The sequence below is a fragment of the Desulfonatronovibrio hydrogenovorans DSM 9292 genome, from assembly GCF_000686525.1.
In the GTDB taxonomy this organism is placed as follows: domain Bacteria; phylum Desulfobacterota; class Desulfovibrionia; order Desulfovibrionales; family Desulfonatronovibrionaceae; genus Desulfonatronovibrio; species Desulfonatronovibrio hydrogenovorans.
Window position 1 is genome coordinate 354393 of sequence record NZ_JMKT01000009.1, and the last position, 24580, is coordinate 378972.

Below are 24580 nucleotides of genomic sequence, written 5' to 3' on the forward strand. Positions count from 1 at the left end.
GTGATGACCTGCCTGTTAATAGTTTTCAATACGGTAATTAGGGGCTTCCTTGGTTATGATCACGTCATGGACGTGACTTTCCTTGTATCCAGCTGCAGTCATCCTCAAAAACCTGGCCTTGGTCTTGAGCTCTTTGATGTCAGCACAGCCAACGTAGCCCATACCCGATCTCAGTCCACCCACCAGCTGGTATATGGTTTCACCCACCTGCCCCTTGAACGGGACCCGGCCAACAATGCCTTCAGGAACCAGCTTGTTGCTCTTGTCCTGGAAATAGCGGTCGCAGCTGCCCTCCTTCATGGCGTCGATGGAGCCCATACCTCTGTAAATCTTGTAGGTCCGGCCCTGGTAAAGGATGGTTTCACCCGGGCTCTCCTCGGTTCCAGCCAGCATGCTGCCCATCATTACCGAATCAGCCCCGGCAACAATGGCCTTGACAACATCACCTGAAAACTTGACCCCCCCGTCGGCCACTACGCATCGGTCCTTTTCCCGGCAGGCCCGGGAAGACTCCATGATGGCAGTGATCTGGGGCACACCGACCCCGGCCACGATCCTGGTGGTGCAGATGGATCCCGGCCCTATTCCCACTTTGACCGTGTCTGCCCCGGCATCGACCAGGGCCCTGGCCCCTTCATAAGTGGCCACATTTCCGGCAATAAGCTGGCATTTGGGAAAAGAAGTCCTGATCTCCCTGACCGATTTGATGATATTTCTGGAATGACCATGGGCCGAGTCCAGAACGATGAAATCCGCCCCGACCTTTAACAGGGCCTCGACTCTGGCCTCTTTATCGCTGCCGACCCCTACAGCAGCCCCGACCCTGAGTCTGCCCATTTCATCCTTGCAGGCATTGGGGTATTTTTTAATTTTTTCAATATCCTTGATGGTGATGAGCCCTTTGAGACGGTTGCCCTCTTCAACTACCAGAAGTTTCTCGATTTTGTTCTTCTGCAGAATATGCTTGGCCTCGGTAAGGGTTGTGCCCACAGGAACCGTGACCAGGTTTGCGCTGGTCATGACTTCCTTGACCCTGGTGGTCAGGTCGTGGACAAACCTGACATCTCGGTTGGTGACAATACCTACAAGCTCACCCTTATCTACCACTGGCAGCCCGGATATCCTGTACTCTGACATCAGGGTCAGGACGTGATCCACGCTGTCATCCGGGTTGACCGTGATGGGATCAACAATCATCCCGCTCTCGGATTTTTTAACTTTTTCCACCTCAAGTCTCTGGCGGTCAATACTCATATTTTTATGGATGACCCCCACACCGCCGGCTCTGGCCATGGATATGGCCATTCTGGCCTCGGTCACGGTGTCCATGGCTGCACTCAAAAGAGGAATGTTCAAAGGAATTTCCGGGGTGAGCATGGTCATGAGATCAACCTGGTCGGGCAGGACCTCTGAATAATCCGGCATCAGCAATACATCGTCAAAGGTCAGACCCTGACCCCAAATCTTATCCATTTTGCCCTCCGTTTCCTAGGCTAAAAAATATTCTGACAAACACTGTATAAACACAAAATGATACCTGCAAATTCAGGCATCTGTCAAACCGGCAATTCCGACATTGCCAGCCGGAGGCAAATGATCAGGGCTGGTTTTCAGTGCTTGATTCCGAGCCTGCAAGTTCAGCATTGACCCTGTTCAGAAGCTGCTCATCATCAGGGTTGATGTCCAGGATACTCTTAAAATGGTCAACAGCCCGCTGCTGGTCATCAAGATAGTATTTGAAGATGATGGCCAGGTTAAAATGGCTGCGATAGTTGCCGGGATCAATTTCCAGAAGGCTTTCAAAAAGTTCTACCGCCTCTGGATAACGTTCCAGCTGAAACAGGCTGAAACCGGCCTGATTAAGAGCCAGATCATTTTCCGGCTCCAAGGCCAGAATTCTGTTCCAGAAGGCATAGGCCCTGTCCCAGGCTTCCATAAGCATGAAAAAATGGGCCAGCTCCTTGAGGGCTTGGACATTTTCAGGATTCCGGTCCACTTCAGCCATGAGGGCTGTAATTTCCGCCATCATGGCCTGATCCTGACTCTGGGGTCCGGTCCTGGTTTCAACTATGATCGACGGGTCCTGGACCCTGGACCATAACGAAGTGGAAAATATGGCCACCAGGCTGAGAATGGCCATAAAAGCCACGGTTTTCTGCATTGCTGAGGGTGAAATAAAACTATTGCTCATCCGAACTGATCTCCAGTTGCCTGACCTTGAGGTCAAGCCTTTTTTGTATGGTTGCCAGATAAAACAGATAACCGCTGATACCGATCCACACTGCGGCGTTACTGATGATTAGATAAGTCATGATGTCCTCTAATAGATAAAAAGATTTCTGATCCGGTCCCTGATTTCCAGCTGTCTGAACCGATAAAGGATAAAGGTCAGGGTCAGCAAGCCCCAGGCAGTAATACACACCAGAACCGTGGTCATCATTTCCGGCTCAAGCCCTCCTCCCCTGGATCCAAATACAGCAGGATGGATGCTTCTCCACATCCTGGCCGAAAGAAAAACCAGAGGAACATTCAAAAATGCCACAATGCCCAGTACCGCTGACACAGCCCGCATTTTTCCAGGGTTATCCATGGATTTCCTGAGGACCAGGTAACCGGCATAAATGAACCACATAACCAGGGTGGTGGAAAGACGGGGATCCCAGGTCCACCATGTATTCCAGGCTGCCCTGGCCCAGATGGAACCTGTAACCAGGGCCAGGGTTGCATACAGCAGTCCCAGCTCGGCCCCGGCCAGGGCCAGACGGTCAAAAGAAGGATTTCTGGTGATGAGAAAGCCTGCGCTGGCGCAAAATACCAGAAAAAAACAGAGCAGTCCCCACCAGGCCAGAGGCAGGTGAAAGTAGAATATTTTCTGGAGCAGCCCCATGGTCGCCTCAACCGGCGCATACACCCAGATGAAATACTGAGCTCCAACCAGTCCCAGCCCGGCTGCCACCGCCAGGATGGGGATAATTTCCTGTGTCAGGGATCTGTTAAGCATGTAGTTCAAGCCTATCCTCGCCAGCCTGTTGAAAGGGCACTCAGGCCCGGTTCAAGGTAACTGGAAGATGGTTTTATCAGTAAGTATCCGGCCTCACAGGTCAATGGTCAATATTCACTGTACACAAAGGGAAAAAGGATCATGGCAGCTCCTGAAAACACTGCCCCGAACGCAAAGGCAATCCCAATCCATCCAGCCAGGTTTTCTTCTGCTCCTCCTCCCATGAAGCATGCTCCCAGCCTGATTCCGGCCAGAAGCAAAGGAATGAGCAAGGGAAAAATTACCACGCTCAAAAGAGAATCTCTGGATGAATGCCCCTGGGAAACAGCACCCAGAAGAGAACCAACCGCAACCAGTCCCCAGTCCACCAGCAGGATGGTTCCGGCCAGGGACCAGATATCAGCCAGGTCCTGTCCCAGAAAAACCATTATGGCCGGCAAAAAAATCATTTGGGCCAGCACAAGCAGGACAAACCCCGAACAGGCCTTGCTCAACCAGATATACTGCAGGGGCAGGGGGGAAATCAAAAGCCCCACCCTGGCCTGATTGGCTTCTTCAAGGGAGTACAGGGTATTGAAAACAAGCACCAGGGCAAAACTGGTGGCCAGCCAGAAGATCGATGCTCCGGCCTGGGCTGGAACTTCCTCTCCCACCGGGGTGGACAGGCTGAAAACAAATACCAGGATCAGACCGAGCAGGACTGGCTGGATAATGCCGGTTCCGTCTGAAAAGATCAGTTTCAGATCCTTGCCGGTTATGCTCAGAAACCCCCTACTCAAGGCCCGTACCCCGGTTCCAGGATCTGAATTCCCTGGCTGATCCGTAAAATGCAGCTTGCTTATTGTCCAGATACAGGACCGTGTCAGTCAAATCCAGGTCTTCTTCCAGGGTATGGCTTATCCAGACCACAGCTGCCTGATCCTGAACAGCCTGGGCGATCCTGGACCGTAAAAGCTCTCTGGAGCCGGTATCCAGGCCGGTCCCCGGCTCATCCAAAAGCATGAGTTCCGGGTCCAGCATAAGCACCCTGGCCAGACTCAGCCGTTGAGACATTCCTCTGGAAAACCTGCCGGCCTTTTCATGGACAAAGGCTTTAAGGCCAACACTGTCCAGAAGTTCAATGAGCTGATCCTGGGAAAGGGGGAGCGCATAGATCCCTGCCCAGAACCTGAGGTTGTCAAGGGCGGTCAGACCTGGATAAATAAAGGTGTTATGCCCGATAAATCCGACCTTTTCCCTGGCCACGCCATGCTTGACCAGCCCGCTTGATGGCTGCACCAATCCAGACATGATGCTCATGAGTGTGGTCTTGCCGGCTCCATTGGGTCCGGCCACAAGGGTCACACTCCCGGCCCTGACTTCAAGACTGACATTCTTGAATACCAGACGCTGATCAAAAAAATGAGTGACCCGGTCCAGTCTGAGCACCAGCTGATCTTTAAATGTATTGTCCTGCATATTACGGCACAATAGAGGCGCTCTCTATAGATTATCCCAGTCCATTCCCTGCTTCGCAACCCTGACCGGTATCTGGATGACCCGGAAGCCAGAAAGCAAAGACCCTGATTAAAGACCTGGTCCGTGGCCGGCCAGGAAATAACTATTCATCCATATCTTCAACTTTCCTGACCCTGACCCGGCCCATTATTGCAAACCCGGCCAGGCAGACCATGAAGCTGCCGATCCAGATCCAGTTGACCAGGGGGGTTATGTTCAACTTGACCGTGATGGTCTTTTCCTGATCAAAGGCCAGGATGGTTGAATAAATCTCATTACCCAGGGAAGGAATTACAGAAACTTCAGCATAGGGAGAGTCAAAATTTCTGTAGAGCTTTCGCTGGGGAGTCAGGGTTCCAAGCCTTTCATCGCCTTTGTAAACATTGATCCGGGCTTCGTATATGGCCAGTCCCGGGGTGATTATTTCTTCAAACTCCACATAATGAAAATCAAACTGGTTGAAACCTACCCTCTCCCCTTTGGGCATAACCATTTCCCTGCTGTCCTGGTATGGTCCTGAAAAGGCCACCCCGAATACAATCATGGCAATTCCGAGATGCAAAAGATACACTCCCCACCCGACCCTTTTCTTTCTGACCTGGGGAGTCAACAGGATATACAGCAGCATGGAAAACATTCCAGCCACACCACTGGCTGCTGCAGCCAGGGGCAGCAGAAGTCTTATGCCGCCTATCCACAAACCCACCATGGTGAATATAAAAACCAGACAGACAATGAAAAAACTGTTTTTATCCTTGATCCCGTCTCTCCATTTAAACCAGGGGCACACGCAGAGTATAACTGCCATAAAGGTAAAAAGAGGCAGGCAGACCCGGTTGTAGAAATCAGGCCCCAGGCCCAGGGGACTGGCTGTCCACAGCCTGGAAATAACCGGCCACATGGTGCCCATGGCCACGATGATGGCCAGGGCCAGCAGCAGCCAGACTGTGACAATCATCATTCCCTGCTTGCTCCAGAAGCTGTCCACTGCACTCCTGTCTCCCTTTCCGGTCAGGGCCACAAAAAAGGTGAAGACCAGAGAGACCAGAATCAGAATCATCAGAGGCAAACCCACCCCGGTCCCTCCAAAGGTATGCAGGGAGTCAATCACATTGCTCCTGACCAGGAAGGTGGCAAAGAAACAGGTAATCAGGCTCAAACAGATGAGGATGAGGTTGGAACGGTGCAGAGTGTTTCGCTGCTTGCCGATCATGGCAGTATGCAGAAAAGCTGTACTCACCAGCCAGGGGATAAGAGACGCGTTTTCCACAGGATCCCAGGCCCAATAACCGCCCCATCCAAGTTCCATATAGGCCCACCATCCACCCAGAAGAATGCCGCCGCCAGTCAGCATGATCCAGGCAAACAGCACCCAGTTCCGGGTCTGGAACAGCCAGGACCTTTGATCACCTGTAACCCATCCAGCCAGGGCCAGACAGGCCGGGATGGTAAATCCGGCATAGCCTAAAAAGGTCATGGGCGGATGAAAGATCATGCCCACGTTCTGGAGCAGGGGATTGAGTCCGCGTCCGGACACCGGGGCCGGGTCCAGGATCAGAAAGGGATTGCTCGGCCCGGTGAGCATGAGCAGGAAAAAAGCCTGGACCATGAAAAAGAATCCCCAGAAATAGCCCTTGGTCTTTTCTGGCAGGCCCCTGTAAACCGGTGAATAGATCCAGACAAGCCCCATAACAGCCATGACCCAGAGCCAGAAGAGCATGGACCCGGCCTGTCCGGCCCAGAAAGCCGACAGCCTGTAGACCTGGGGAAGGAAATCATCTGTATATCGGTAGACATATGAAAAGGAATAATCCTTCATCCACAAGGCCTGCAGCAGTATCAGGGAGGACAGGGTCAGGATCACAAAGCAGGCCACATGGCCCTTTTCCATCCAGGCCACACTCTTCATCCGGTCACTGCCGCCGGACCTTAAGGCCTCCCAGAAAAAAGCCAGGCCAAGAACAACGTAGATCAAAAGGGAAACAAGCAGAGTGAAGAAACCGATATATTGCATTGCATTATCCCGTTCTAAATCAAAAAATTAATAAAAAAGGATGGATCCAGGTCCATCCTTGAGCATGTCTATCCAGTTGAACCAGGGTCTCACCTGGTCAGGCCCCTCAATCAGGTTGTTATTCTTTCTGAAAAAGGATTGAAGCCATAAAGCATCCCTGCCAGGCAAAGCCAGGCTGCCTTGACAAATCATTCCTTTAGTAGGCCCCGTTCTGATACGGAATCTGATCAGGATGTTCACCCCCGTAGGAATCCTGGGATTCGTACTTGGAAGCACACTTGGTCATAAGAGTCGAGGCCATGAACATATTCTGTTCAGGATTCATTCCGCCTTCCACAATGACCTCAGCTCCCGGAGCAAACAAATCCGGAATAGCACCGGTATACCGGACCCTGATAACTTTGGACTGATCTTCCTTGTCCTGAAGGTTGAAAGTTACCCCCAGAGCATCCTGATCCCGCTCCAGGCCGGACCCGCCCACAGTACCGAACAGCCTGGCCCTTTCAAGGCTGGAGGTGTCCATGGCCAGGGCTTCGGACACCTCCAGAAAATAGGTGCTGTTCCTGGCAATACTGGTGGCCATCAGATAACCCACTCCGGAAAAAATAAGCACAAAGGCCACAACATACATGAGCCTGGAGTTCTTTTTACCGGACATTTAAATCCCCCTGATAGTTTATACACTGGGCAGGCTTTAAAACAATAGGTTCTGGCCTGCTCTTTTTATGAAATAATCCTAATCCATTCATTGTTCAATAGTTAATTTTTGACAGCAACTTCATTTCTGGCGGACCAGCCTGTTCCTCCTTTGCCTGGCCAGCTCGCGCATGTCCACCACCTCGTCGGTTTCATCCACGATCTCCTTGCCCAGGATCTCTTCCAGCACGTCTTCCAGGGTGACCAGTCCGGATATTCCTCCGTATTCATCCAGGACCATGAACAGATGGATTCTGGATTCAAGAAATCTGATCAACAGCCGGTCAAGGCTCATGGTTTCTACAACAAAATTGACCGGTTTCATGAGTTTTTCCAGCCTGAGGTCGTCCTGGTCGTTGGCCAGGGCCTCCAGGACCTCCCTGCGGTATATTATGCCCACAATCTCTTCTGGATCACCGTTTTCATAAACCGGTATCCGGCTGTGGGGCCAGAAGGTCTTGTATTCCTTGGCCTGGGACACTGTCATCTGGCTGGGCAAGGAAAAAACCACCATCCTGGGAGTCATGATGTCCTTGACCATCTTTTTGTCCAGGGACAAAATATTCTGGATGGACATCTCTTCGTATGGCTTGATGATGCCTGATTTCCTGGTGATGCTGATCATGGCCAGCAGATCTTCTTCAGATGTGCCTGGTGAATGCTTTCTCTTTTCAATCAGGCCCACGATCTTTCGGCATACAAAAATGATGGGACCAAAGACCCAGACCAGCATCCTTAAGGGCTCGGCCAGGACAGTTGCCACACGCCGGTTGTAGAGTACCCCCAGGGTCTTGGGAATTATTTCAGAAAATATAAGTATGGTCAGGGTAAAGACAATAGTGAAATAGACAAGATTCTGGGCACCAAAGACATGGGCAGCAGCAGCACCGGCTATGGCTGCGCCAGCTGTGTTGGCAATGGTATTCAGGGTGAGGATGGCGGCAATAGGCTGGTCGATTCTGGTCCGCAGGGCGTACAAGACCCTCCCGCTTTTGCGATTCTCTTTTTTTAATCTCTCGATATAACTCCAGGGTACGGAGTAAAGGGCGGCCTCGGCAATGGAACAGAAAGCCGAAATTATCACCGCAAGGGAGAAAGCAATGATCAGCTCCCACATAAGCTTTTAACTGCTAGCAGAAGGATTGACGCCCCGCAAGCATAAAGATTATGGACTGATCTGGATGTTGACTGTTTAACCAGGGGTTTTTTATTGAAGATCAGAAATATTTTTTTGGACCGAGACGGGACCTTTATCCAGGACATGCACTATCTTAAGGACCCGGAAAAAATCCGGTTCATCCCGGGTGCGGTCCGGGCCATGCAGGAAATGACCAGAAACCAGCTCAAACTCTTTATGGTCACCAACCAGAGCGGCATCGGCCGTCAATACTTTACCCTGGACCAGTACTCCAGGGTCCATGAATACCTTGAACACCTGCTGGCAGATAACAGTATCAGCCTGACCGGTTCTGCATTCTGTCCCCATTCACCGGATGATGGCTGCGCCTGCCGTAAGCCTGGCCCGGGAATGTGGGTGGACCTCAGGGAAAAATTCCAGTTAAAGGCCAGTGAAAGCATCATGATCGGAGACAAGCTCTCTGACCTGCTTTTTGCCGGCAGGTGCGGATTCAGGGCTGCAATACTGGTCCTGACCGGGTATGGACCGGCAACCCTTGAGAAGATGGGCCTTGAATCCAGGCCCGGAAAATGGTTTGAAGCCGGAACCATACAGAAAACTCCCCTGCTGGTAGCTCAGGATCTTTTTGCTGCCTGGAACTGGATCCAAAAGGAGCTCTGATTTGCCCTTCAATAAAATCGGGGTCTGGCAAACCGCTTTTCTGGGCGATGCCGTTCTGACCCTTCCTCTGCTTCAGACCCTGAACAATGCCTGCCCCCAGGCCAGACTGTTCTTTTTTGTCCGCAAAGGACTGGGCCGGCTGTTTGAACCGGATACCAGGTTTCAGACCATAGAATTTGACAAATACGGTGCTGACCAGGGGCTTTCCGGTCTGTTCAGGACAGCCCGCAAGATCCGGAAAATGGACCTGGACCTCTGGATTTCGCCCCATGCCAGCTTTAGAAGCGCTATGATCGCGGTTCTTTCCAGGATCAAAGCCCGGATTGGATATTCAAGTCCCTGGCCCAATGTCTTTGCCTACCCAACCAGGGTGGACAGACGGTTCACCCGGCTTGATGAAATCGAAAGAGTCCTTGAGCTGCTCAGGCCCTTAAAGCCGGACAGCATCCAGACCTGGCCCGACCTTGTTCTGGACAAAAGTTCCATGAACAAAGCTGAACAATTCTGGTCTTCCAATATTTCCGGCAGGACCCTTGGCATCCATCCCGGGTCCACCTGGCCCACCAAGCAGTGGCCTGAGGCCCATTTTGCCAGGATTGTGGACCTGACCTCCACCCTGCCCGGAGTCCGGGTCCTTATTTTTGCCGGTCCTGGTGAAGAAAAGGTGGTTCAGAACATCCTCAACCTCAGCCGGAAAAAGGATCATGTCCTTAATCTGGCCGGCCGGCTGAACCTTCCTGACCTAGCTGCTTATATCGACCGCCTGGACTGCTATCTGACCAATGATTCCGGCCCCATGCACCTGGCCTGGACCAGAAAAACCCCGGTTATCGCCTTGTTCGGCCCAACCACCAGGGAACTGGGCTTCTTTCCCAGGGGCAAGGACTCTGTGGTGCTGGAGTCCGGACTGCCCTGCCGGCCCTGCGGACTGCACGGACACCGGCACTGCCCGGAAGGGCACCACAGATGCATGCTGGACATAACCCCGGAAACCGTGATGAAATACATAAAGGAAATGATTCATGGCTGAATCCTGTGTCATTGTCCGGCTGGGATCTTTGGGTGATGTTCTTCTGACCACCGGTGTCCTTGCCTTTGCAGGCAAAGAGCAAGGACTGATGTTTCATGTGGTGACTAGGTCCTGTTTTGGTGATATATTCCTTAATCACCCTGCAGTGCAGGAGGTCATCCCGGTAAATCTGGAAGACCTGACCTGGCAGGGCTGGCAAAAATTCTGTTCCAGCCTGGTCCGGACCCACCCGGGAAAAGACCTGGTGGATCTGCATGTAAATCTGAGGACCTTTTTTCTCAAGCGGATCTGGCAAGGCCAGGTAAAGACCTATCCCAAATTCAGCCTGTCCAGGCGTTTTTTTGCCCTGACCGGCCTGGATGTCTTTAAAAACAGGCTGGTTAGCCTCAATATTCCCCAGCGTTACGCTATTTCCATGAACCAGGAGGCACCGGACAAAGCCAGCCTCATCCCCAGGATCTTTCTCAGCCCAGAGGAACAGAAAGAGGCAGCTACTACCCTGTCTTTTCTTGAACCTGGCAACCCACTTGTCTGTCTTCACCCTTACGCCACCCACCAGGCCAAGACCTGGCCCCGGAGCAGATGGCAGGAACTGACTGTCCTTCTGGAAAAAAACAATCTGGACTGGATCGTCATCGGTCAGGACCCAAACCCCCTGTTCCCTGATCACCCCAGGGATCTGACCAATAAGACCTCCATCAGACAGACAGGGGCGGTCATTGCTCGGTGCGTCTGCCTGGTTACTGGTGATTCCGGACCCATGCACCTGGCCACAGCTGTGGATACCCCGGTTGTAGCCCTTTTCGGACCCACCAGCAGAGAGTGGGGGTTTTTTCCTTCCGGTTCCAGGGATCTGGTCCTGGAGGCAGACCTGAAGTGCCGGCCCTGTTCTCTGCACGGACAAGTCATGGGCCAATGCCGCAACCGGTGCATGGAGCTTCTTGAGCCCCAGCAGGTGGTCCAGGCCTGCTTGATAAATGGCATGGATTCCAATAAGCAGGTTTCATGATGCCGGCTGGATCTTTTCCTGAAACCAGAGCCCAAGAACTTGAGTGGTTCTTTGAAGAGTCTCCTGAAGGCTTCCTCAGGCTGACCATCAGGGGCAACCTCAACATCAGAACTGCCTCCAGGCTGTGGAAAGAAACTGATCAGCACCTGGGCCAAAAAGATTTCTCCGGGCTGGATGTGGACGCAGGCCAGGTGGATTACCTGGATATGTCCGGCCAGGCCTTTTTACTTCACTTTTCCCGGTCCATGGAACAGAAAGGCAAAAAAGCAAAGATCTTTGGACTGCGCCAGGACTTCAGGGAAATGTTTGACCAGCTTTCCTGCTTTGACTGCCTGGAACGGCCCCTGGCCGCCAAAAGATCGCTCCTGGAAGAACTTGGCAAAGCCACAGTCAAACTGGGCCACGATATCCGGGAATTTTTCACATTTGTTGGTCAGTTCGTGTCCGCCCTGACTTACAGCCTTGCCAGACCAGGTACTGTCCGCTGGAAAGACGTATTGCTGCACATTGAAAATGTTGGCGCCAAGGCTGTTTTCATTATCACCCTGATCGGTTTTCTCATGGGCCTGATCATTTCTTTTCAGTCAGCCATGCCCCTGAAAATGTTCGGAGCAGAAATATTCGTGGCCAGGCTCCTGGGACTGTCCATGGTCCGGGAGCTGGGCCCGCTGGTCACTGCCATCATTCTGGCCGGCAGAACCGGATCATCCTTTGCTGCGGAGATCGGGACCATGAAAATCAACGAGGAAATCAGCGCCCTCAGGACCATGGGCCTGAATCCCACCAGGTTCCTGGTGGTTCCCAGGATGCTGGCCACCATGCTGGTCATGCCCTTGCTGACGATTTTCTTCATTCTTTTCAGTCTGATCGGCGGGGCCATTGTCATGGTCTCCCTGGGCTATCCCCTGACAACATACATCAGCCAGGTGACCATGTCCCTGACCATGACTGACCTGGCCGGAGGCATGTTCAAGGCCCTGGTCTTCAGCCTGCTGGTGGCCTGGATCGGTTGCGTCCGAGGTCTTCAGACCACCACCGGGGCCAGTGCTGTGGGGCTTTCCACCACCAGTGCAGTGGTCAGCGGCATTGTGCTCATTGCAGTCACTGACGGAATATTTGCTGTAACTTTTTACCTGCTGGGTATTTAGACCATGGCTGAAGACAATAGACCGGTCATTTCCGTGCAGGGCCTGACCATGGGCTTTGGAAACAGGGTCCTGATGCAGAACCTGAATTTTGAGGTCTTTTCAGGGGAGATATTTGTCATTCTGGGTGACTCCGGCAGTGGGAAAAGTACTCTTTTAAAGCATATGATCGGCCTGTACACGGCTCAGGCCGGAAAAATACTCATCCAGAACCAGGACTTGACCAGCAGCACTGAATCAGGAAAAATGGAGATTCTTCAGAAAATCGGCATCAGTTATCAAAGCGGTGCCCTTTTTGGCTCCATGACCCTGCTGGAGAATGTCCGCCTGCCTCTGGAGGAATTCACGGACCTGTCCAGGGAGGCCATGGACCTGGTCTGCAGGATAAAACTGCACCAGGTGGGGCTTACAGGATTTGAAAATCATATGCCTTCTGAACTCAGCGGGGGCATGCAGAAACGGGCGGCCATTGCCAGGGCCATGGCCCTGGATCCGGGCATTTTGTTCCTGGACGAGCCTTCTGCCGGACTTGACCCCATCACTTCCCTTGAACTGGACGAACTCATCCTGAGCCTGGCCCACAGCCTGAAGATAACCTTTGTCATTGTCACCCATGAACTGAGCAGCATTTTCAAGATAGCTGACCGGATGATCATTCTGGACAAAAAACGCAAAACAGCTGTGGCCCAGGGTCGACCTGAAGACCTTAAAGACAATTCTCCTGATCCATGGGTCCGGGCCTTTTTGAGTCGCGAACCTTTTAACCGGGAAACTTCCAACCATCAGCTGTCATGAGAACAAGCCCCAACTACTACACCATCGGCATTTTTGTGACCATCGGCCTGATCCTGGTCCTGGGATTTCTGATCATTCTGGGAGCCGGAGCCATTTGGCGGGAACGGGTGCTAATTGAGACTTATGTGGACGAGTCCATCCAGGGTATTGACGTGGGTTCCCATGTTAAAATGCGCGGAGTCCAGATCGGCAATGTTGAGCACATCAGCTTTGTCAACATCAAATACCCTGAAGCCCTTTTGACTGAAAAGCGCTATGTACTCCTGGAAATCAGCCTTTCCCTTAAAGCATTCGGAGATGTCACCCCGGAAGAGCTTGAAACCTTTCTGGAACAGGAAGCCAAAAAAGGCCTCAGGGTCAGGATGCTGCCCATGGGCATCACCGGATCATCATACATTGAGATCGATTACCTGGACCCGGTCCGTCACCCCCCCCTGCCCATCAACTGGTCTCCGGAAAACACCTATGTCCCTTCGGCCCCAGGGACCTTTACCCGTCTGGAAGAGACCTTTGAGTCCCTGAGCAACACCATGGCCAAGCTGGAGCAGGTGGATTTCAGGTCAACCCTGGATCACCTGGATGAATTGATTGTCAGCCTGACCGCTACAGTCAAATCCCTGGATCTGGACCACATGACTACCCAGGCCAACCTGTTCATGGATGAACTCAGAGAGACCAACTTGAGGATCTCCGGGATCCTTGGACCCTCCAGCCAGCAAATGGCTCAGGATATAAATATCTACAATATCCTGTCCGACACCAGCCATGTGATGGGCGACATCAGAAAAGGCTTTGAACGGCTGGGCATGGACCAGGAAGACGGAACCCTGGATCAGCTCTTCCAGACCATTGCCAATCTGAGCCAGGCAACAGAAGACCTGCCCCGGACCATGCAGAGTATCAGGGAAGCGGCTGATGCCATGCATCAGGGTTCAGCCGGGTTCAACCGCATGACCCGGAGGGCCCATTCCCTGATGGCCAGCCAGAACCAGAAGATCGAGGCCATCCTGAGAGACATGGAAGTCACCACCAGAAACCTGATGGACCTGACCACCGATGCCAGAAGATATCCTTCCTACTTCCTTTTCGGCGATAAGCCGTTGGAGAGTGATCCAAGATGAAAAAAAATCTCATTTCCGCAGCCATGGTCTGTGCAGCCCTGCTCCTGCTTGCCTCCTGCGCTCCCAAAAAGCCGGGCTTTGAAAGAAACAACTTCCTGGTTGAAACCCAGCGTCAGCTTCCAGCTCAGGACCGGCTGGTAAACAGGCCTTTAACTGTAAGGATCTTTTCGGTATCCCCCATTTATCAGGGCAAGGAAATCATCTACAGGACCCCCCGGAACAGGGTCCATTCTGATTTTTACAACCACTATTTTGTCCTGCCCGGACCCATGATTACCGATTCGGTCAAGTCCTGGTTCAGGGATTCCGGCCTGTTTGCCTCAGTGGTTCCAGTATCCAGCCACCTGGATACCGACCTGGTCCTGGAGGGAGCAATCAATGCCCTTTATGCTGACTACACTGATCAGCATCAGCCCAGGGCTGTGCTGGACATCAGCTTTCTGGTGCTTGAATTTAAAGGGGTGGAATATGAAATTGTATTTCATAAGCAGTACAGGAAAGAAACCCAGCTGACCACCCGGGAACCGGTGCAGCTGATCAACGGGCTGAACAAGGCCCTGAACCACATCCTGACCCTTGTGGAAGAAGATATGGCCATAAAGCTGGCCAGGGAGGAGTTATAGGCTCCAGCCCGGTGATTCAGGAATATTTTACAGGCTTTCTGGCCACCAGCCCGGCCATGTATCTTTCTGGATCATCCAGTCTGCCTTGATAACAGTCCAGGATGTCCCAGTCCTGAAAAAATTCCACCAGTTCGTTTTCCTGAAGGAGAAAATCCGGATTTTTGGGTTTACCCACCTTGGCCTGCCAGGCTGTAAAGGTCTCATACACCACCAGACCGCCGGGAATGACTGACCCTTTGATCTGCCGGATCAGCGGTCTGTACAGATATCTGAACACCAGAACCGCCCGGAAAAATTCAACCGGGAGCAGACTGCCGGACCCATCCTCAAGATCCACCTGCCTGAGCTTCACATGATAATGTTCTTTTACAGCCTTGGCCCGGATCTGTTCCAGACCCTGCCGGTCCCTGTCCCAGAAATGGACTTCAAGACCCTGTTCAGCCAGATACAGGCCGTTTCGCCCGGACCCGCAGGCCAGGTCCAGGACAGGCCCGCCAGAAGCGGTCTCCAGGACAAGGTCAAGATGTTCGGCCAGGTAGCGGGCCGGATGATCATGGCTCACCGCATTTTACTCCTATCCGGCTCTGATGATTCCATAGATAATAAAAACCGTGGCCGGCAAAAGCAGGATAAAGGTAGGCACTGTAAAAAGCAGGAGCAGAAACTGGTCCTGATAGAACAGCCCCATGCCGATGAGCGGGACCAGATTGGCAGTCACCCCCAGCATGGAGTAGTTGTAAAAGGCTTTTCTGCTTTCAATCTTTTTTTCCAGCTCCTTGTCGGTCAGATCATGGCCCCTGGCCGGGAAAAGCATCCAGGCCACCACATAGACCAGCAGAGGCAGCATGGAGATACCCATGCCAGTGCCTGGAATGAGATTGATCAGGACAAAGATCAGAAAAAAGGATATCCGCAGTCCCACCCTGCCTATGCCTTTTTTTTCCGCAATTCCGGCTGTTACCCCGGCCACCAGGGCTTCGTCCTGGAGTCGATAGTAATTTTTCATGGCTCTTCCATCAGTTGGTTGTTCATATGGAGATCAGCAGTCCCGGGCAGAAGAATGGCCTGGCCGGCTGCTTGTCTTAATCAAAACCCTTAAGACTGGGGCCCTGCCTTCTTCAGCCGTGCCGGGCCAGGGGGCAGAATCGGCCGGGCTCTTTAATCTACCGGGCTGGACAAGTTTTATCAAATCCAAATTCCGGTAAAAAACAGCTTTGCCCGGAGCAGCCGGGTCCTGGCATCTGTTACCGCCACCCTGGAGGACTTTTTCAGGATTAACAGCCTGTTTTGCTGAGGCCATTTATTTTGCTGCACCCCCCGGTTCTGGAAACAGCCTTTGGGGAATCCACCACAAATAAAAGACCATGCCCAGAAGCTCAACCAGGGACTGGAAAACAATGGCAACCACTGCCAGCTCAAAAGACTGGGGCAGGGCCAGAGCCAGGGGCAAGACTACAAAAGAATTCCGCGTTCCCAGGCTGAAGGCCAGGACCCGGCCCTGAGATGCAGGCAACCTGAACAGCCGGGCCAGGCAGCGGGCACTAAGACCGGCAATCAGTAAAAACAGGGTATAGATCTTCAGCAGCTGCCCCAGGACATCCATGGATCCAGTGATCAGGTTGACCTGGGCAGCTGCAATGACAAAGAGTACCAAGGCCAGCAGGGGCACTGGAAACCAGGCCAGCACTTCAAGGACTGAGCAGCGGCTTGGTTTTTTCTCCACCCATTTTTCCGTTAAAAAAGCCCCAAGCAAAGGCAGGATGATCAGGCCGCCAAAGGCCACAAGCATTTCCTGTCTGACCAGGGCCAGGGTAAAGGTCTGGCCAAGGAAAAGCCAGAGGTAAACCGGGAGCAGAACAAGCTGCAGCACCAGGCTCACTGGAGAAAAAGCAATGGCATACCTTGCATCTCCCCGGCCCAGGTGGGTGAAAGTGATGAACCAGTCTGTGCAGGGAACCAGAAGCACCAGCAGTACACCAAGCCGGATGGCTGGATCACCGGGCAGAAACTGCATCAGCCCCCAGACGATCAAGGGGAGCACCACAAAATTGCCCAGCACAGCAGCCCGGAGAAAGGGGGTATTGGACAGGGCCGGACCCAAACCTGCCAGAGGTACCTGGGTAAAGGTGGAATACAGGAGCAGACCCAGAAGAGGCCAGAGAATAACTTCCAGCCCATCAGGGGGATGAGACAGGGCTGATCCGGTCATCAAGCCGCAGCTGATGGCAGCCAGGTAAACCAATATCTGGAACTTCTCAAGGGTTTGAATGGTCATGGAAAAAGACCCGCCCTGATCACAGGATCATCTTTGTGTGAAAAATCAAGTCTTATGGCAGAGCCCATATCCCGGAACCCTGGTTCCGGATGGAGCAGCCTGCCCGGGCAGCACCCTGAACAGCCCTAGTAGTATAACCCGGCGTTTCCACCCGTGTGAATGAATAACACCGGACCACTGCCCAGAAGCTTGTCCTTTGAGTAGCTCAGCAAGGCAGCTGCAGCTTTGCCTGTGTACACAGGATCCAGCAGAATGCCTTCCAGCTCGGCAAAAATCTGGGAGGCTGCCTCGCCCTCCCTGGAAGCACAGGCATAACCAGGGCCGACAAATCCGTCATCAATGATGATTTTGTCCGGGTCCACCTGCTTACCCAGCAACCGGGCCGTGGACTGTGCAAGCTCATGGACCAGTTCAAACTGCTCTGGCCTGGACCTGGAAGCACTGATGCCCAGGACCTGGGTCTCACTCCTGGCCAGGCACTGCCCCACCACCAGGCCGGCCTGGGTTCCGGCTGAACTGGTGGAATGAAGAATATGGGAAAAATGGACTCCAGTCTGTTCTGAATACTGGCGGATTTCGTCAAAAACCCTTACATAACTGAGTGCTCCCACAGCATCGCTTCCTCCAGGGTGTAGAACATAAACCTCTTCTGCCTGATCCCTTAAAGAGGCAATCACGGATTGCAAACGGTTGTCCAGGGCTGTCCTGTTATCCGGCTCATAGTGGCAGCGGGCCCCCCATTTGGCAAAAACAGCCCGGCTCAAGGGATTCTGGTCCGATTCAGTACCAGGCAGGACCACATGGAATTTCAAGCCACAGGCTGCTGCCCCGGCTGCGGCATTTCGACTGAAGCTGGTGGCCTTGGTAGTAACAACAGCGGTTGCTTTCCGGACAAGTGCATCTCCCAGGAGGAAGTCGAGCTTCCGGGTTTTGTTTCCTCCCAGGCCAAATCCGGTCAAATCGTCACGCAAAACATAAATTTCCAGCCCGAACTGCAAAGACACACGGGGCAACCTGTGAATAATAACAGGCAGTTGAATAAGGTTGGCCCGCTGATAAGGGGCCAGACAATCAGATATGGTCTTGGTCAATTGTTCTTCCTTTCTGCTGAAATCCGGACAAGACCGGAAGCGCTTATGGACTTTAATCCATCAGGATTGCCACCTGTCTTGAATTTGGACTTCCTGTAAAAAGTTTTTTCAGATTCCGACCATGATCAATTAAACTCCAGCCCAGTCCTTTGCCCTTGAAAAGATCCCGGACCGGTTTTTAGGACAAGAACTACCTAATTTCACTGAAGTGCTCACGCAGCCGTAAAAGGGACTGCTCATCCCAGCCCGGAGGTTCAGTCAGGGCCACCCAGGCGTCAAAGTAATGCTCTGCAGCATACTCATGGCCGTAGCCTGGCGGAGCTGTTCCAGCCGCCATATCCGCAGCAAGCTGGAGCATGGTGATCATGGGGAACCACCGCAGGTCCGAAGATACATCAGGACCACGGGGATCACCCATCCAGGCAGGCTCCTGGTAGAAGGAATCCGGAGAAAAAAAGGTGATGGGATCACTGGCATACTGGAGAAAGGCAATCCGGAAGTCGCCCCAGGGGGCTTGACCCTGTTCAAGGCCGCCTGACTGGTTGGCAAACCGGATCACTGAGTCGTCCCGGAAACGGGGCAGCCACTCCGGAGTGCCGGCCCGGCGGCGCTGGGTTATATCCCGCCAGGTGTCCATCCGAAATGGTGGACCAACCCAGAGAGCACCATTAAAGGGGTCATCTATGATATCGTAGAAATCAAAGGAACGGTCCAGGTTCATGGCTCCCAGGCTCATCCCGAACAGGTACAGGGCCGGTCTGTCACTCTTTGGCAGTTCCCGCCAGCGCCCGTAAACAGCCTGGAACAGGGCTCGGGTGCTCTCCACTCCGTAATTGCCGTCAGCCACCACAGACAGCGGACTGGGCAGATAGCTGTACTGGGCAGCCACACTGGCCACATCACCCCGGTGCAGATACTCCAGGGTGTCCACCCCTGCCGGATCAATCCAGCCTGTGCCGGTGGGGGCAATGAGCACCAGAATGGAGCGGTTGAAACCGCCAATCCGCTCCAGTTCGGCCAGGGCCAGTTCAGCCCGTTCCCTTGATGTTTCAGCAGCATTCAGGCCAACATAGACCCGCAAAGGATCTCTGGTCTGCTCTTTTGTAAACCGGGCAATATCCTGGGCTGCCGGCCCACCTGCAAGATAGCGGCGACCCTGACGGCCCATGGTTTCCCAGGAGATAAGAGAATCCGGACTGCCGGCCCGCAGACTATCCTGGGGCTGGGCCTGCTCAGGTTCAATCAGGGCATCCACCTGCTGATGGGAGTAATCCGCACTTTTGAGCAAAGATGAAAACAAGACCCCGTTCATCATGGCCCAGAACAGATAGAAGGACAAAAGCAAGCCAATGACCACTGAGACCCGGTGGGGAACAACCCGGCGTAAATGACCCGAAAAAAAATTCCAGAGAGCTGCAAAGAGCTTTCCCAGAGCAAAGACAACCAGAAAGACCAGCATCCCCACCAGACCGACCCACAAGGCCCGGACTCCTGGAACTTCCTCCATGCCCATGAGTGCGCGGATATCGTTCTGCCATTGACTGGCCTGCAAGAGAAAGCTGATGGCCAGCAGACCGCACAGAACAGCAACAACAGCCTGGATAATGCGCTGGATACGGACTGAGGGGTAAGGCAGCTCAAAATAGCGCCAGAGCACACACCCGAGCACTCCGGTTGCATACCCGGCCGCCATGGATAAGCCTGAAACAACACCCTGAACAGTGTCCCCTCGGGGCACCAGGCTGGGCGTCAGAGAGAGGGCAAAAAAAGAAGTGCCCAGAAGCAGGCCAATGGTGGAAAAATGCTGTCCAATACGAATCATGGTCAGGTCTTTATTTATTATAAGCCAGGGGTCTAACAGGTCTGATCTGTTTTCATCAGGGAAAAAGGACTTGTCCGGCTATGAGCTGTACTCCAGCAAAATTTCCAGCTGTCCGGTGTGCTGGTCTGCCTGTTCCCTGACCGGGATAAATCCGTTTTTCCTGTAAAACTTAAGGCTTTTTTGATTCTCACGGTACACGGTCAGATAGAGATTCTTTCGCAGGGACTTGGCCTTATCCATCAGCTGTCTGCCAATGCCCTGGCCCTGGTCCTGGGGAGCAACAAACATTGCTGCCAGAAAATCTCCATAAAGGGAGAAAAAGCCCTTGATAACTTTATTCTGAATAAAAACATAGGTCTCAGAGGCTGGAATATATTTATCCCGCATAGCACCTGCCTGTGATGCCCAGAATTCTTTATCCACAAAGCTGTGGGCCCTGATGGAGGCCTGCAGCCAGATATCCAGGACTTCATCCATGTCTGATGATTCAAAAGCCCGTATCATGTTCATTCATCCTGCACCAGGCAGTATAACGCAGGGTCCATGGTCCAGAATAACCATCTCTCTTATCAGCCTGAATCAGGGAGGTCAGCAGCTGGAAGCCCTTGTTGATATAAGCCTCCAATGCATAAAACAATCGTATCTATTCACCACTGGTTTTGATTAGCATCGGACAGGTCATGATTATGGTGAATACTTACAAACAATCAATGATTACAGATAAGTGATCATGGAAATAAATGCACCCTGAGGATCGCTGATCACGCAAAAGCGGCCCACCTCAGGAATGTCCTGGGGGGGCACAAAAATCTGTCCACCAAGGGCAACCGCCATTTTTGCAGCAGCATCCACATCATCAACAGTGACATAAGTTGTCCAGGCCGGGGGCATGGAACCAGCCTCAGGGGGTAATGTCATGATCCCGGCCACTTCTCCGCCATCGGCCCTGGCCATGGTATAGGTCATACCCTCCATGGGCATATCCTCAAAACTCCAGCCAAAGAGCTTTCCGTAAAATGTTTTGGCTGCATCCACATCACTGGTGGTCAGCTCGCTCCAGCTGATCACACCGTGTTTTTTGAGTTTTGGATCCATTTTCACCTCCTGGCAACGTATTGATATTAATATTGATCAACTGATCCTGATTTGGCCACAGCCCGGTCAACACCCGCAACTTAATCTGCTGAAACCCGGCTCATGGCCTTCAGCTGCATTCCCTGGCCGGGCAAGGCTTTGATCCCAAAGTGGGTCTGCAGCACATCTGCATATTCCTCCTCACCCTTAAGGTCCTGCTCCTGCCGCTTGCTGCCCCGGGTGGTAATCAAGCGCATCCCGCGTAATGTTATCCGACCCTCCTCAGTTGCTAAGGAACAGATGGGCTGCCGGGTAAAGTACGACTCTGGTGAGGTCTGATGGTAGTGCAACATTCTGGCATAATCTCTATAGCTGTGCGGCTCACACCTGAAGCGGTACAAGGGCCTCCACTCACCCTTTGCACTGCCTTCGATCAGAATCAGACGGCCACTGCTGTCTTCCTCAATGCGGTAAGCGCCCAGTCCCTGCTTCTGCTCGGCCCGCTCAGCCAGGCGCAGAGGCTCCCGGAACGAGTCGCCAAAGCCAACATCCACCAGCCAGAGATCATCCAGGGTGACCATCAGGGTCATATGATCGAACTCCGGCCCGAACTCCCCGCGATCACTCATGACACTGCCTGAAAGCATTACAACATCAAACCCTAAAGCCCGGAGCAAAGAGGAGAACAAACCGTTCAACTCGTAGCAGAACCCGCCCCGCCTGTGTACAACAATCTTTTCAAAAAGGGCTTTGTCATCCAGGACAATGGGCTCTTTCCAGTGAATGCTCAGGTTTTCAAAGGGGACGCTGAGCAGGTGCGCCACATGCAGCTGCTCCAGGGTCTGGGCAGTGGGCAAAAGCGATCCAGCATAACTGATACGTTTGAGATAAGCAGCTGTATCCACTTGACCTGCCTTTGATGAGCCACTATCGGCAAGAGTCCGGCACCGCCATCATCCGCCTGTGGCCTGCATTGCCTTGTTAGCGTCAGCCAGCTCGTGCTGGCTGAATACTTGAACCCCGCACCGGCGTAACAAAGCAGCTGCAACCCCGATCCCGGAAACCTTTCTGCCTGAAAAACCGCCATCATAAATAAAAGAACTTCCGCAGGAAGGACTGAACTCTGCAAGCACTGCGATTTCAATTTTAAACTTGCTGCATAGGTCCAAAGCTATGGAGGCACCATCCAGGAAGGCGCGGGTCACAACTATTCCTCCCTGTTCAATAACATTTGCCTTGCCATTTAAGACATCATCTCCATTGCCCTTATAAATTTCAGCTGGCAGTCTGGGAATGCTCATTCCAGCTTCAACTTCAGGACAAACAGAAACAACTCGTCCCTCAGACAGCCAGTGATCAATAATCTGGCCGGTCAGAGCAAGGCTTCCACCATCATACCTGACTTTTTCCCCTAAAAGACAGGAACTCATTAATACTTTTTTCAACTTACTCCAGAATATAAGATAGTTGTCCTGGCATCAAACCAGTTGAGTCCTTACAGGTTCTACGCTCCAACCCGGCTAAGGCATCAGCGCCGGACCCTGGAGCGATCCTGGTCAGGGATGCATCTATCTAGCTGTATGCGGCTTTGGCCAGTCTCTGGGCGCCAGGACACAAGCTAATGGTACCGGGCTGGTTTACGGAATTTTAAAAAACATTCCCATATATTTTTCCAGTAAATGTTTAACTGTCTCTGGTTATCCATGTCAACTCAGCCCCTGTCAAAATTTATATTTTCCAACCTGTTAGAAAAACCTGAACTCATTTTCTCCCAAATGAAAACATAGCAGTCTGACAGGGGAAATTCATGACCTTTACCCGGGACAAGGCTTTCCAGGCCTGGTCACCATGATCAAAAAGAGTCTCTGACCCGGAATAAATTGCAAGTTAGAGATAAATATCAGAACAACTTTTTATTTATCCTGTGAATCAGCACCCATGCCACCCCCAGGCTCAGCAGCTCAGCCAGGGGGATTGCCGTCCACACACCATCAATGCCGAAAAATATCGGCAGCACCGTGACCCCGGCCAGCAGAAAGACCAGCCCCCGCAGCACAGAAACGATTAAGGAACTCTTTGCTTCGCCCAGGGCGGTAAAATAGGCAATGATCAGCACATTGAGTCCGTTGACCAGGAATACAAAAGCAAAGATACGCAGACCATCAGCTGCAATCAGGAAAGCCTGACTCTCACTGCTGTCAAAAAACAGCAGAATCGCATGTCCCCCAAAGACCTGGAGCACCATAAACACCATAAACCCGATGCTCAAGTTGACAACTGCGGCAAAGCCGAACAGCCGCTTAACCCGCTCAAAGTTTCGAGCCCCGTAGTTATAACTCAGTACCGGAATCAGGCCGTCTGAAATACCCAGGAACAGCAGCACGACTGTAAAGTTAATGTAGTTGATAGCAGTGAATGCAGCCACACCGTCGGCCCCCAGGAGCCGGACTACAGTGAGGTTGATGATCAGGATGCTGACCGCAGCCGCCATTTCAGAAACACCTTCGGATGAGCCGTTGTAAGCGGCACGGCCCAACAAAGGCAGCTGAAAGCGCCCTTTAAGCATGGACAGCCGCTGCCGGGGATTGAAGGTAATACTGCCGGAAATCAGCAGGCCAATGGTAAAAGCGACACCTGAAGCCACACTCGCTCCAGCAGTACCCCAGCCCAGTCCGATCACAAAGCAAAGGGTAAGCAGCACATTAATCACCACGGTTAGCGACATGATAATCATGGAAAACCGGGGATGGCCCAATGCCTTGAGCATGGCGTCGGAGTAAAAGCATAAGCTCAGGGGCAGGATAAAAGGTATCAGTCCTTTAAGATAGGCCAGAGAAAAAGGCAGCAGCCGTTCCTCAGCACCCATCAGCCGGGTCAGGGGCTCAGCAAACAGCAGCAGCAGTATTGTGGCAATCAAGCTGACCCCTGCCATGGCCTGAAACCCGGTGGACATGGCGTCCTGGGCCCTGGCCGGGTTCCTGCGCCCCAGCTCCATACTGACCAGGGTCTGACTTCCAATGCCCACGATCAGGGCCAGGACCATGATTGCGCTGAACAGGGGCAGGATGATGTTGACCCCTCCCAAAGCATCCGGCCCCAGATAATTCCCCACTACTACGCCGTCGACCAGAGTCTGGACCCCAAAAAACACCATGGTGACCACGCTTGGCAGGGCGTACTTCAGAAAGACCCTGCTGACCGGGCCCTGTTCCAAGAGATATCTGTTATCAAGATTGCTTTTCATGGGTGGATACAAATGCCCTGGACAGGGACAAGGTTATGGACCGATTTGAGGGGAAGCCAGGCTTGAGCAGGTGAGTTCTCTGACTCGGGTAATGATCATGGTCATAAATACAGTTGATTCAAGGTTCCTGTTCAGCAGGCTTATCTTATTCAGCTTTTACTTAAAACCCGGCACCAGCTCATGCCCTGCTTATGAACAGTCAGCTGGGCACAAACCATAAAGCAAACTGCCTGCTGATATTATAATAGTCAAGTTTTCTTTAACGATCACAGTAAACTGTGTAAATCCGGGCATGGTGGTCTGCACAAGTCCGGATCCATACACAGGGAGGCGGGGTGAGGAAAG

At 52.6% G+C, this 24580-nt stretch carries 26 protein-coding genes; 7 read left to right on the forward strand and 19 right to left on the reverse strand.

What is annotated here, in order from left to right; genetic code table 11:
- Window positions 1-15 precede the first annotated feature (15 nt).
- The 9 genes from guaB to P771_RS0107135 all read right to left on the reverse strand — a co-directional run bounded on the left by guaB (window position 16) and on the right by P771_RS0107135 (window position 8325).
- Window positions 16-1473, reverse strand: a complete 1458-nt coding sequence (gene guaB, locus P771_RS0107090; protein ID WP_028574601.1) for an IMP dehydrogenase — start codon at window positions 1471-1473, stop codon at window positions 16-18.
- 124 nt (window positions 1474-1597) lie between these two features.
- Entirely contained in the window at window positions 1598-2191 is a 594-nt protein-coding gene (locus P771_RS0107095) for a tetratricopeptide repeat protein (RefSeq protein ID WP_028574602.1), read from the reverse strand.
- Window positions 2181-2312 carry a CcmD family protein gene (locus P771_RS18675; protein WP_084301733.1) on the reverse strand — a complete coding sequence of 44 codons (132 nt, stop codon included), beginning with the start codon at window positions 2310-2312 and terminating at the stop codon, window positions 2181-2183. The genes P771_RS0107095 and P771_RS18675 overlap by 11 nt, the downstream gene beginning before the upstream one ends.
- Before the next feature lie 8 nt (window positions 2313-2320).
- Window positions 2321-3001 (reverse strand): cytochrome c biogenesis protein CcsA, encoded by a 681-nt coding sequence (gene ccsA / locus P771_RS0107105; RefSeq protein WP_051617178.1) that lies wholly within the window; start codon window positions 2999-3001, stop codon window positions 2321-2323.
- 107 nt (window positions 3002-3108) lie between these two features.
- Complete coding sequence (locus tag P771_RS0107110; protein ID WP_028574604.1) at window positions 3109-3780, reverse strand: heme exporter protein CcmB; 672 nt, start codon at window positions 3778-3780, stop codon at window positions 3109-3111.
- On the reverse strand, window positions 3773-4459 hold the full coding sequence (locus P771_RS0107115) for an ABC transporter ATP-binding protein (RefSeq protein ID WP_150112150.1): 687 nt from the start codon (window positions 4457-4459) through the stop codon (window positions 3773-3775). Before P771_RS0107115 ends, P771_RS0107110 begins: the two co-directional genes overlap by 8 nt.
- A gap of 142 nt (window positions 4460-4601) precedes the next feature.
- Entirely contained in the window at window positions 4602-6512 is a 1911-nt protein-coding gene (locus P771_RS0107120; RefSeq protein ID WP_028574606.1) for a heme lyase CcmF/NrfE family subunit, read from the reverse strand.
- Window positions 6513-6708: 196 nt separating this feature from the next.
- Window positions 6709-7170, reverse strand: a complete 462-nt coding sequence (locus tag P771_RS16815) for a cytochrome c maturation protein CcmE (protein WP_051617179.1) — start codon at window positions 7168-7170, stop codon at window positions 6709-6711.
- A gap of 120 nt (window positions 7171-7290) precedes the next feature.
- Complete coding sequence (locus tag P771_RS0107135) at window positions 7291-8325, reverse strand: hemolysin family protein (RefSeq protein WP_028574607.1); 1035 nt, start codon at window positions 8323-8325, stop codon at window positions 7291-7293.
- Window positions 8326-8418: 93 nt separating this feature from the next.
- Between P771_RS0107135 and P771_RS0107140 the strand changes: the two genes are divergently transcribed.
- From P771_RS0107140 to P771_RS0107170, 7 genes are read left to right on the forward strand one after another with little or no spacing between them, the layout of a single operon-like run.
- Window positions 8419-9006 carry a D-glycero-alpha-D-manno-heptose-1,7-bisphosphate 7-phosphatase gene (locus P771_RS0107140; RefSeq protein ID WP_028574608.1) on the forward strand — a complete coding sequence of 196 codons (588 nt, stop codon included), beginning with the start codon at window positions 8419-8421 and terminating at the stop codon, window positions 9004-9006.
- 1 nt (window position 9007) lies between these two features.
- Window positions 9008-10036: a glycosyltransferase family 9 protein gene (locus P771_RS0107145; RefSeq protein ID WP_028574609.1), complete on the forward strand. Its 1029-nt coding sequence runs from the start codon at window positions 9008-9010 to the stop codon at window positions 10034-10036.
- A complete protein-coding gene (locus P771_RS0107150; protein ID WP_028574610.1) occupies window positions 10029-11045 on the forward strand; it encodes a glycosyltransferase family 9 protein in 1017 nt (338 codons plus the stop codon). Before P771_RS0107145 ends, P771_RS0107150 begins: the two co-directional genes overlap by 8 nt.
- A complete protein-coding gene (locus tag P771_RS0107155) occupies window positions 11042-12193 on the forward strand; it encodes an MlaE family lipid ABC transporter permease subunit (protein WP_244147304.1) in 1152 nt (383 codons plus the stop codon). The genes P771_RS0107150 and P771_RS0107155 overlap by 4 nt, the downstream gene beginning before the upstream one ends.
- Before the next feature lie 3 nt (window positions 12194-12196).
- Window positions 12197-12985, forward strand: a complete 789-nt coding sequence (locus tag P771_RS0107160) for an ABC transporter ATP-binding protein (protein WP_028574612.1) — start codon at window positions 12197-12199, stop codon at window positions 12983-12985.
- A complete protein-coding gene (locus P771_RS0107165) occupies window positions 12982-14106 on the forward strand; it encodes an MlaD family protein (RefSeq protein WP_028574613.1) in 1125 nt (374 codons plus the stop codon). The genes P771_RS0107160 and P771_RS0107165 overlap by 4 nt, the downstream gene beginning before the upstream one ends.
- Window positions 14103-14729: an ABC-type transport auxiliary lipoprotein family protein gene (locus tag P771_RS0107170; RefSeq protein WP_028574614.1), complete on the forward strand. Its 627-nt coding sequence runs from the start codon at window positions 14103-14105 to the stop codon at window positions 14727-14729. Before P771_RS0107165 ends, P771_RS0107170 begins: the two co-directional genes overlap by 4 nt.
- Before the next feature lie 16 nt (window positions 14730-14745).
- On the opposite strand, the gene P771_RS16820 is transcribed toward P771_RS0107170, so the two are convergent.
- From P771_RS16820 to P771_RS0107235, 10 genes are all read right to left on the reverse strand, one after another.
- The gene (locus tag P771_RS16820) at window positions 14746-15291 is read right to left on the reverse strand and encodes a methyltransferase domain-containing protein (protein WP_051617180.1); all 546 of its coding nucleotides are present in this window, start codon (window positions 15289-15291) and stop codon (window positions 14746-14748) included.
- A gap of 12 nt (window positions 15292-15303) precedes the next feature.
- Window positions 15304-15735, reverse strand: coding sequence for a PspC domain-containing protein (locus tag P771_RS16825; RefSeq protein WP_035244007.1), 432 nt, complete (start codon window positions 15733-15735; stop codon window positions 15304-15306).
- Between the two features lie 294 nt (window positions 15736-16029).
- Entirely contained in the window at window positions 16030-17004 is a 975-nt protein-coding gene (locus P771_RS0107190) for an arsenic resistance protein (RefSeq protein WP_028574616.1), read from the reverse strand.
- 125 nt (window positions 17005-17129) lie between these two features.
- Complete coding sequence (locus tag P771_RS0107200; RefSeq protein ID WP_028574617.1) at window positions 17130-18095, reverse strand: pyridoxal-phosphate dependent enzyme; 966 nt, start codon at window positions 18093-18095, stop codon at window positions 17130-17132.
- Between the two features lie 190 nt (window positions 18096-18285).
- Window positions 18286-19917, reverse strand: coding sequence for an alpha/beta hydrolase (locus tag P771_RS0107205; protein WP_035244008.1), 1632 nt, complete (start codon window positions 19915-19917; stop codon window positions 18286-18288).
- A gap of 78 nt (window positions 19918-19995) precedes the next feature.
- Window positions 19996-20427, reverse strand: coding sequence for a GNAT family N-acetyltransferase (locus P771_RS0107210; protein WP_208595950.1), 432 nt, complete (start codon window positions 20425-20427; stop codon window positions 19996-19998).
- A 204-nt stretch (window positions 20428-20631) separates the two neighbouring features.
- On the reverse strand, window positions 20632-21012 hold the full coding sequence (locus P771_RS0107220; RefSeq protein WP_028574620.1) for a VOC family protein: 381 nt from the start codon (window positions 21010-21012) through the stop codon (window positions 20632-20634).
- Between the two features lie 80 nt (window positions 21013-21092).
- Window positions 21093-21896, reverse strand: a complete 804-nt coding sequence (locus tag P771_RS0107225) for an arylamine N-acetyltransferase family protein (RefSeq protein WP_028574621.1) — start codon at window positions 21894-21896, stop codon at window positions 21093-21095.
- 48 nt (window positions 21897-21944) lie between these two features.
- On the reverse strand, window positions 21945-22436 hold the full coding sequence (locus P771_RS0107230; protein ID WP_208595951.1) for a 2-thiouracil desulfurase family protein: 492 nt from the start codon (window positions 22434-22436) through the stop codon (window positions 21945-21947).
- A 455-nt stretch (window positions 22437-22891) separates the two neighbouring features.
- The gene (locus tag P771_RS0107235) at window positions 22892-24235 is read right to left on the reverse strand and encodes an MATE family efflux transporter (RefSeq protein ID WP_028574623.1); all 1344 of its coding nucleotides are present in this window, start codon (window positions 24233-24235) and stop codon (window positions 22892-22894) included.
- Window positions 24236-24580 lie beyond the last annotated feature (345 nt).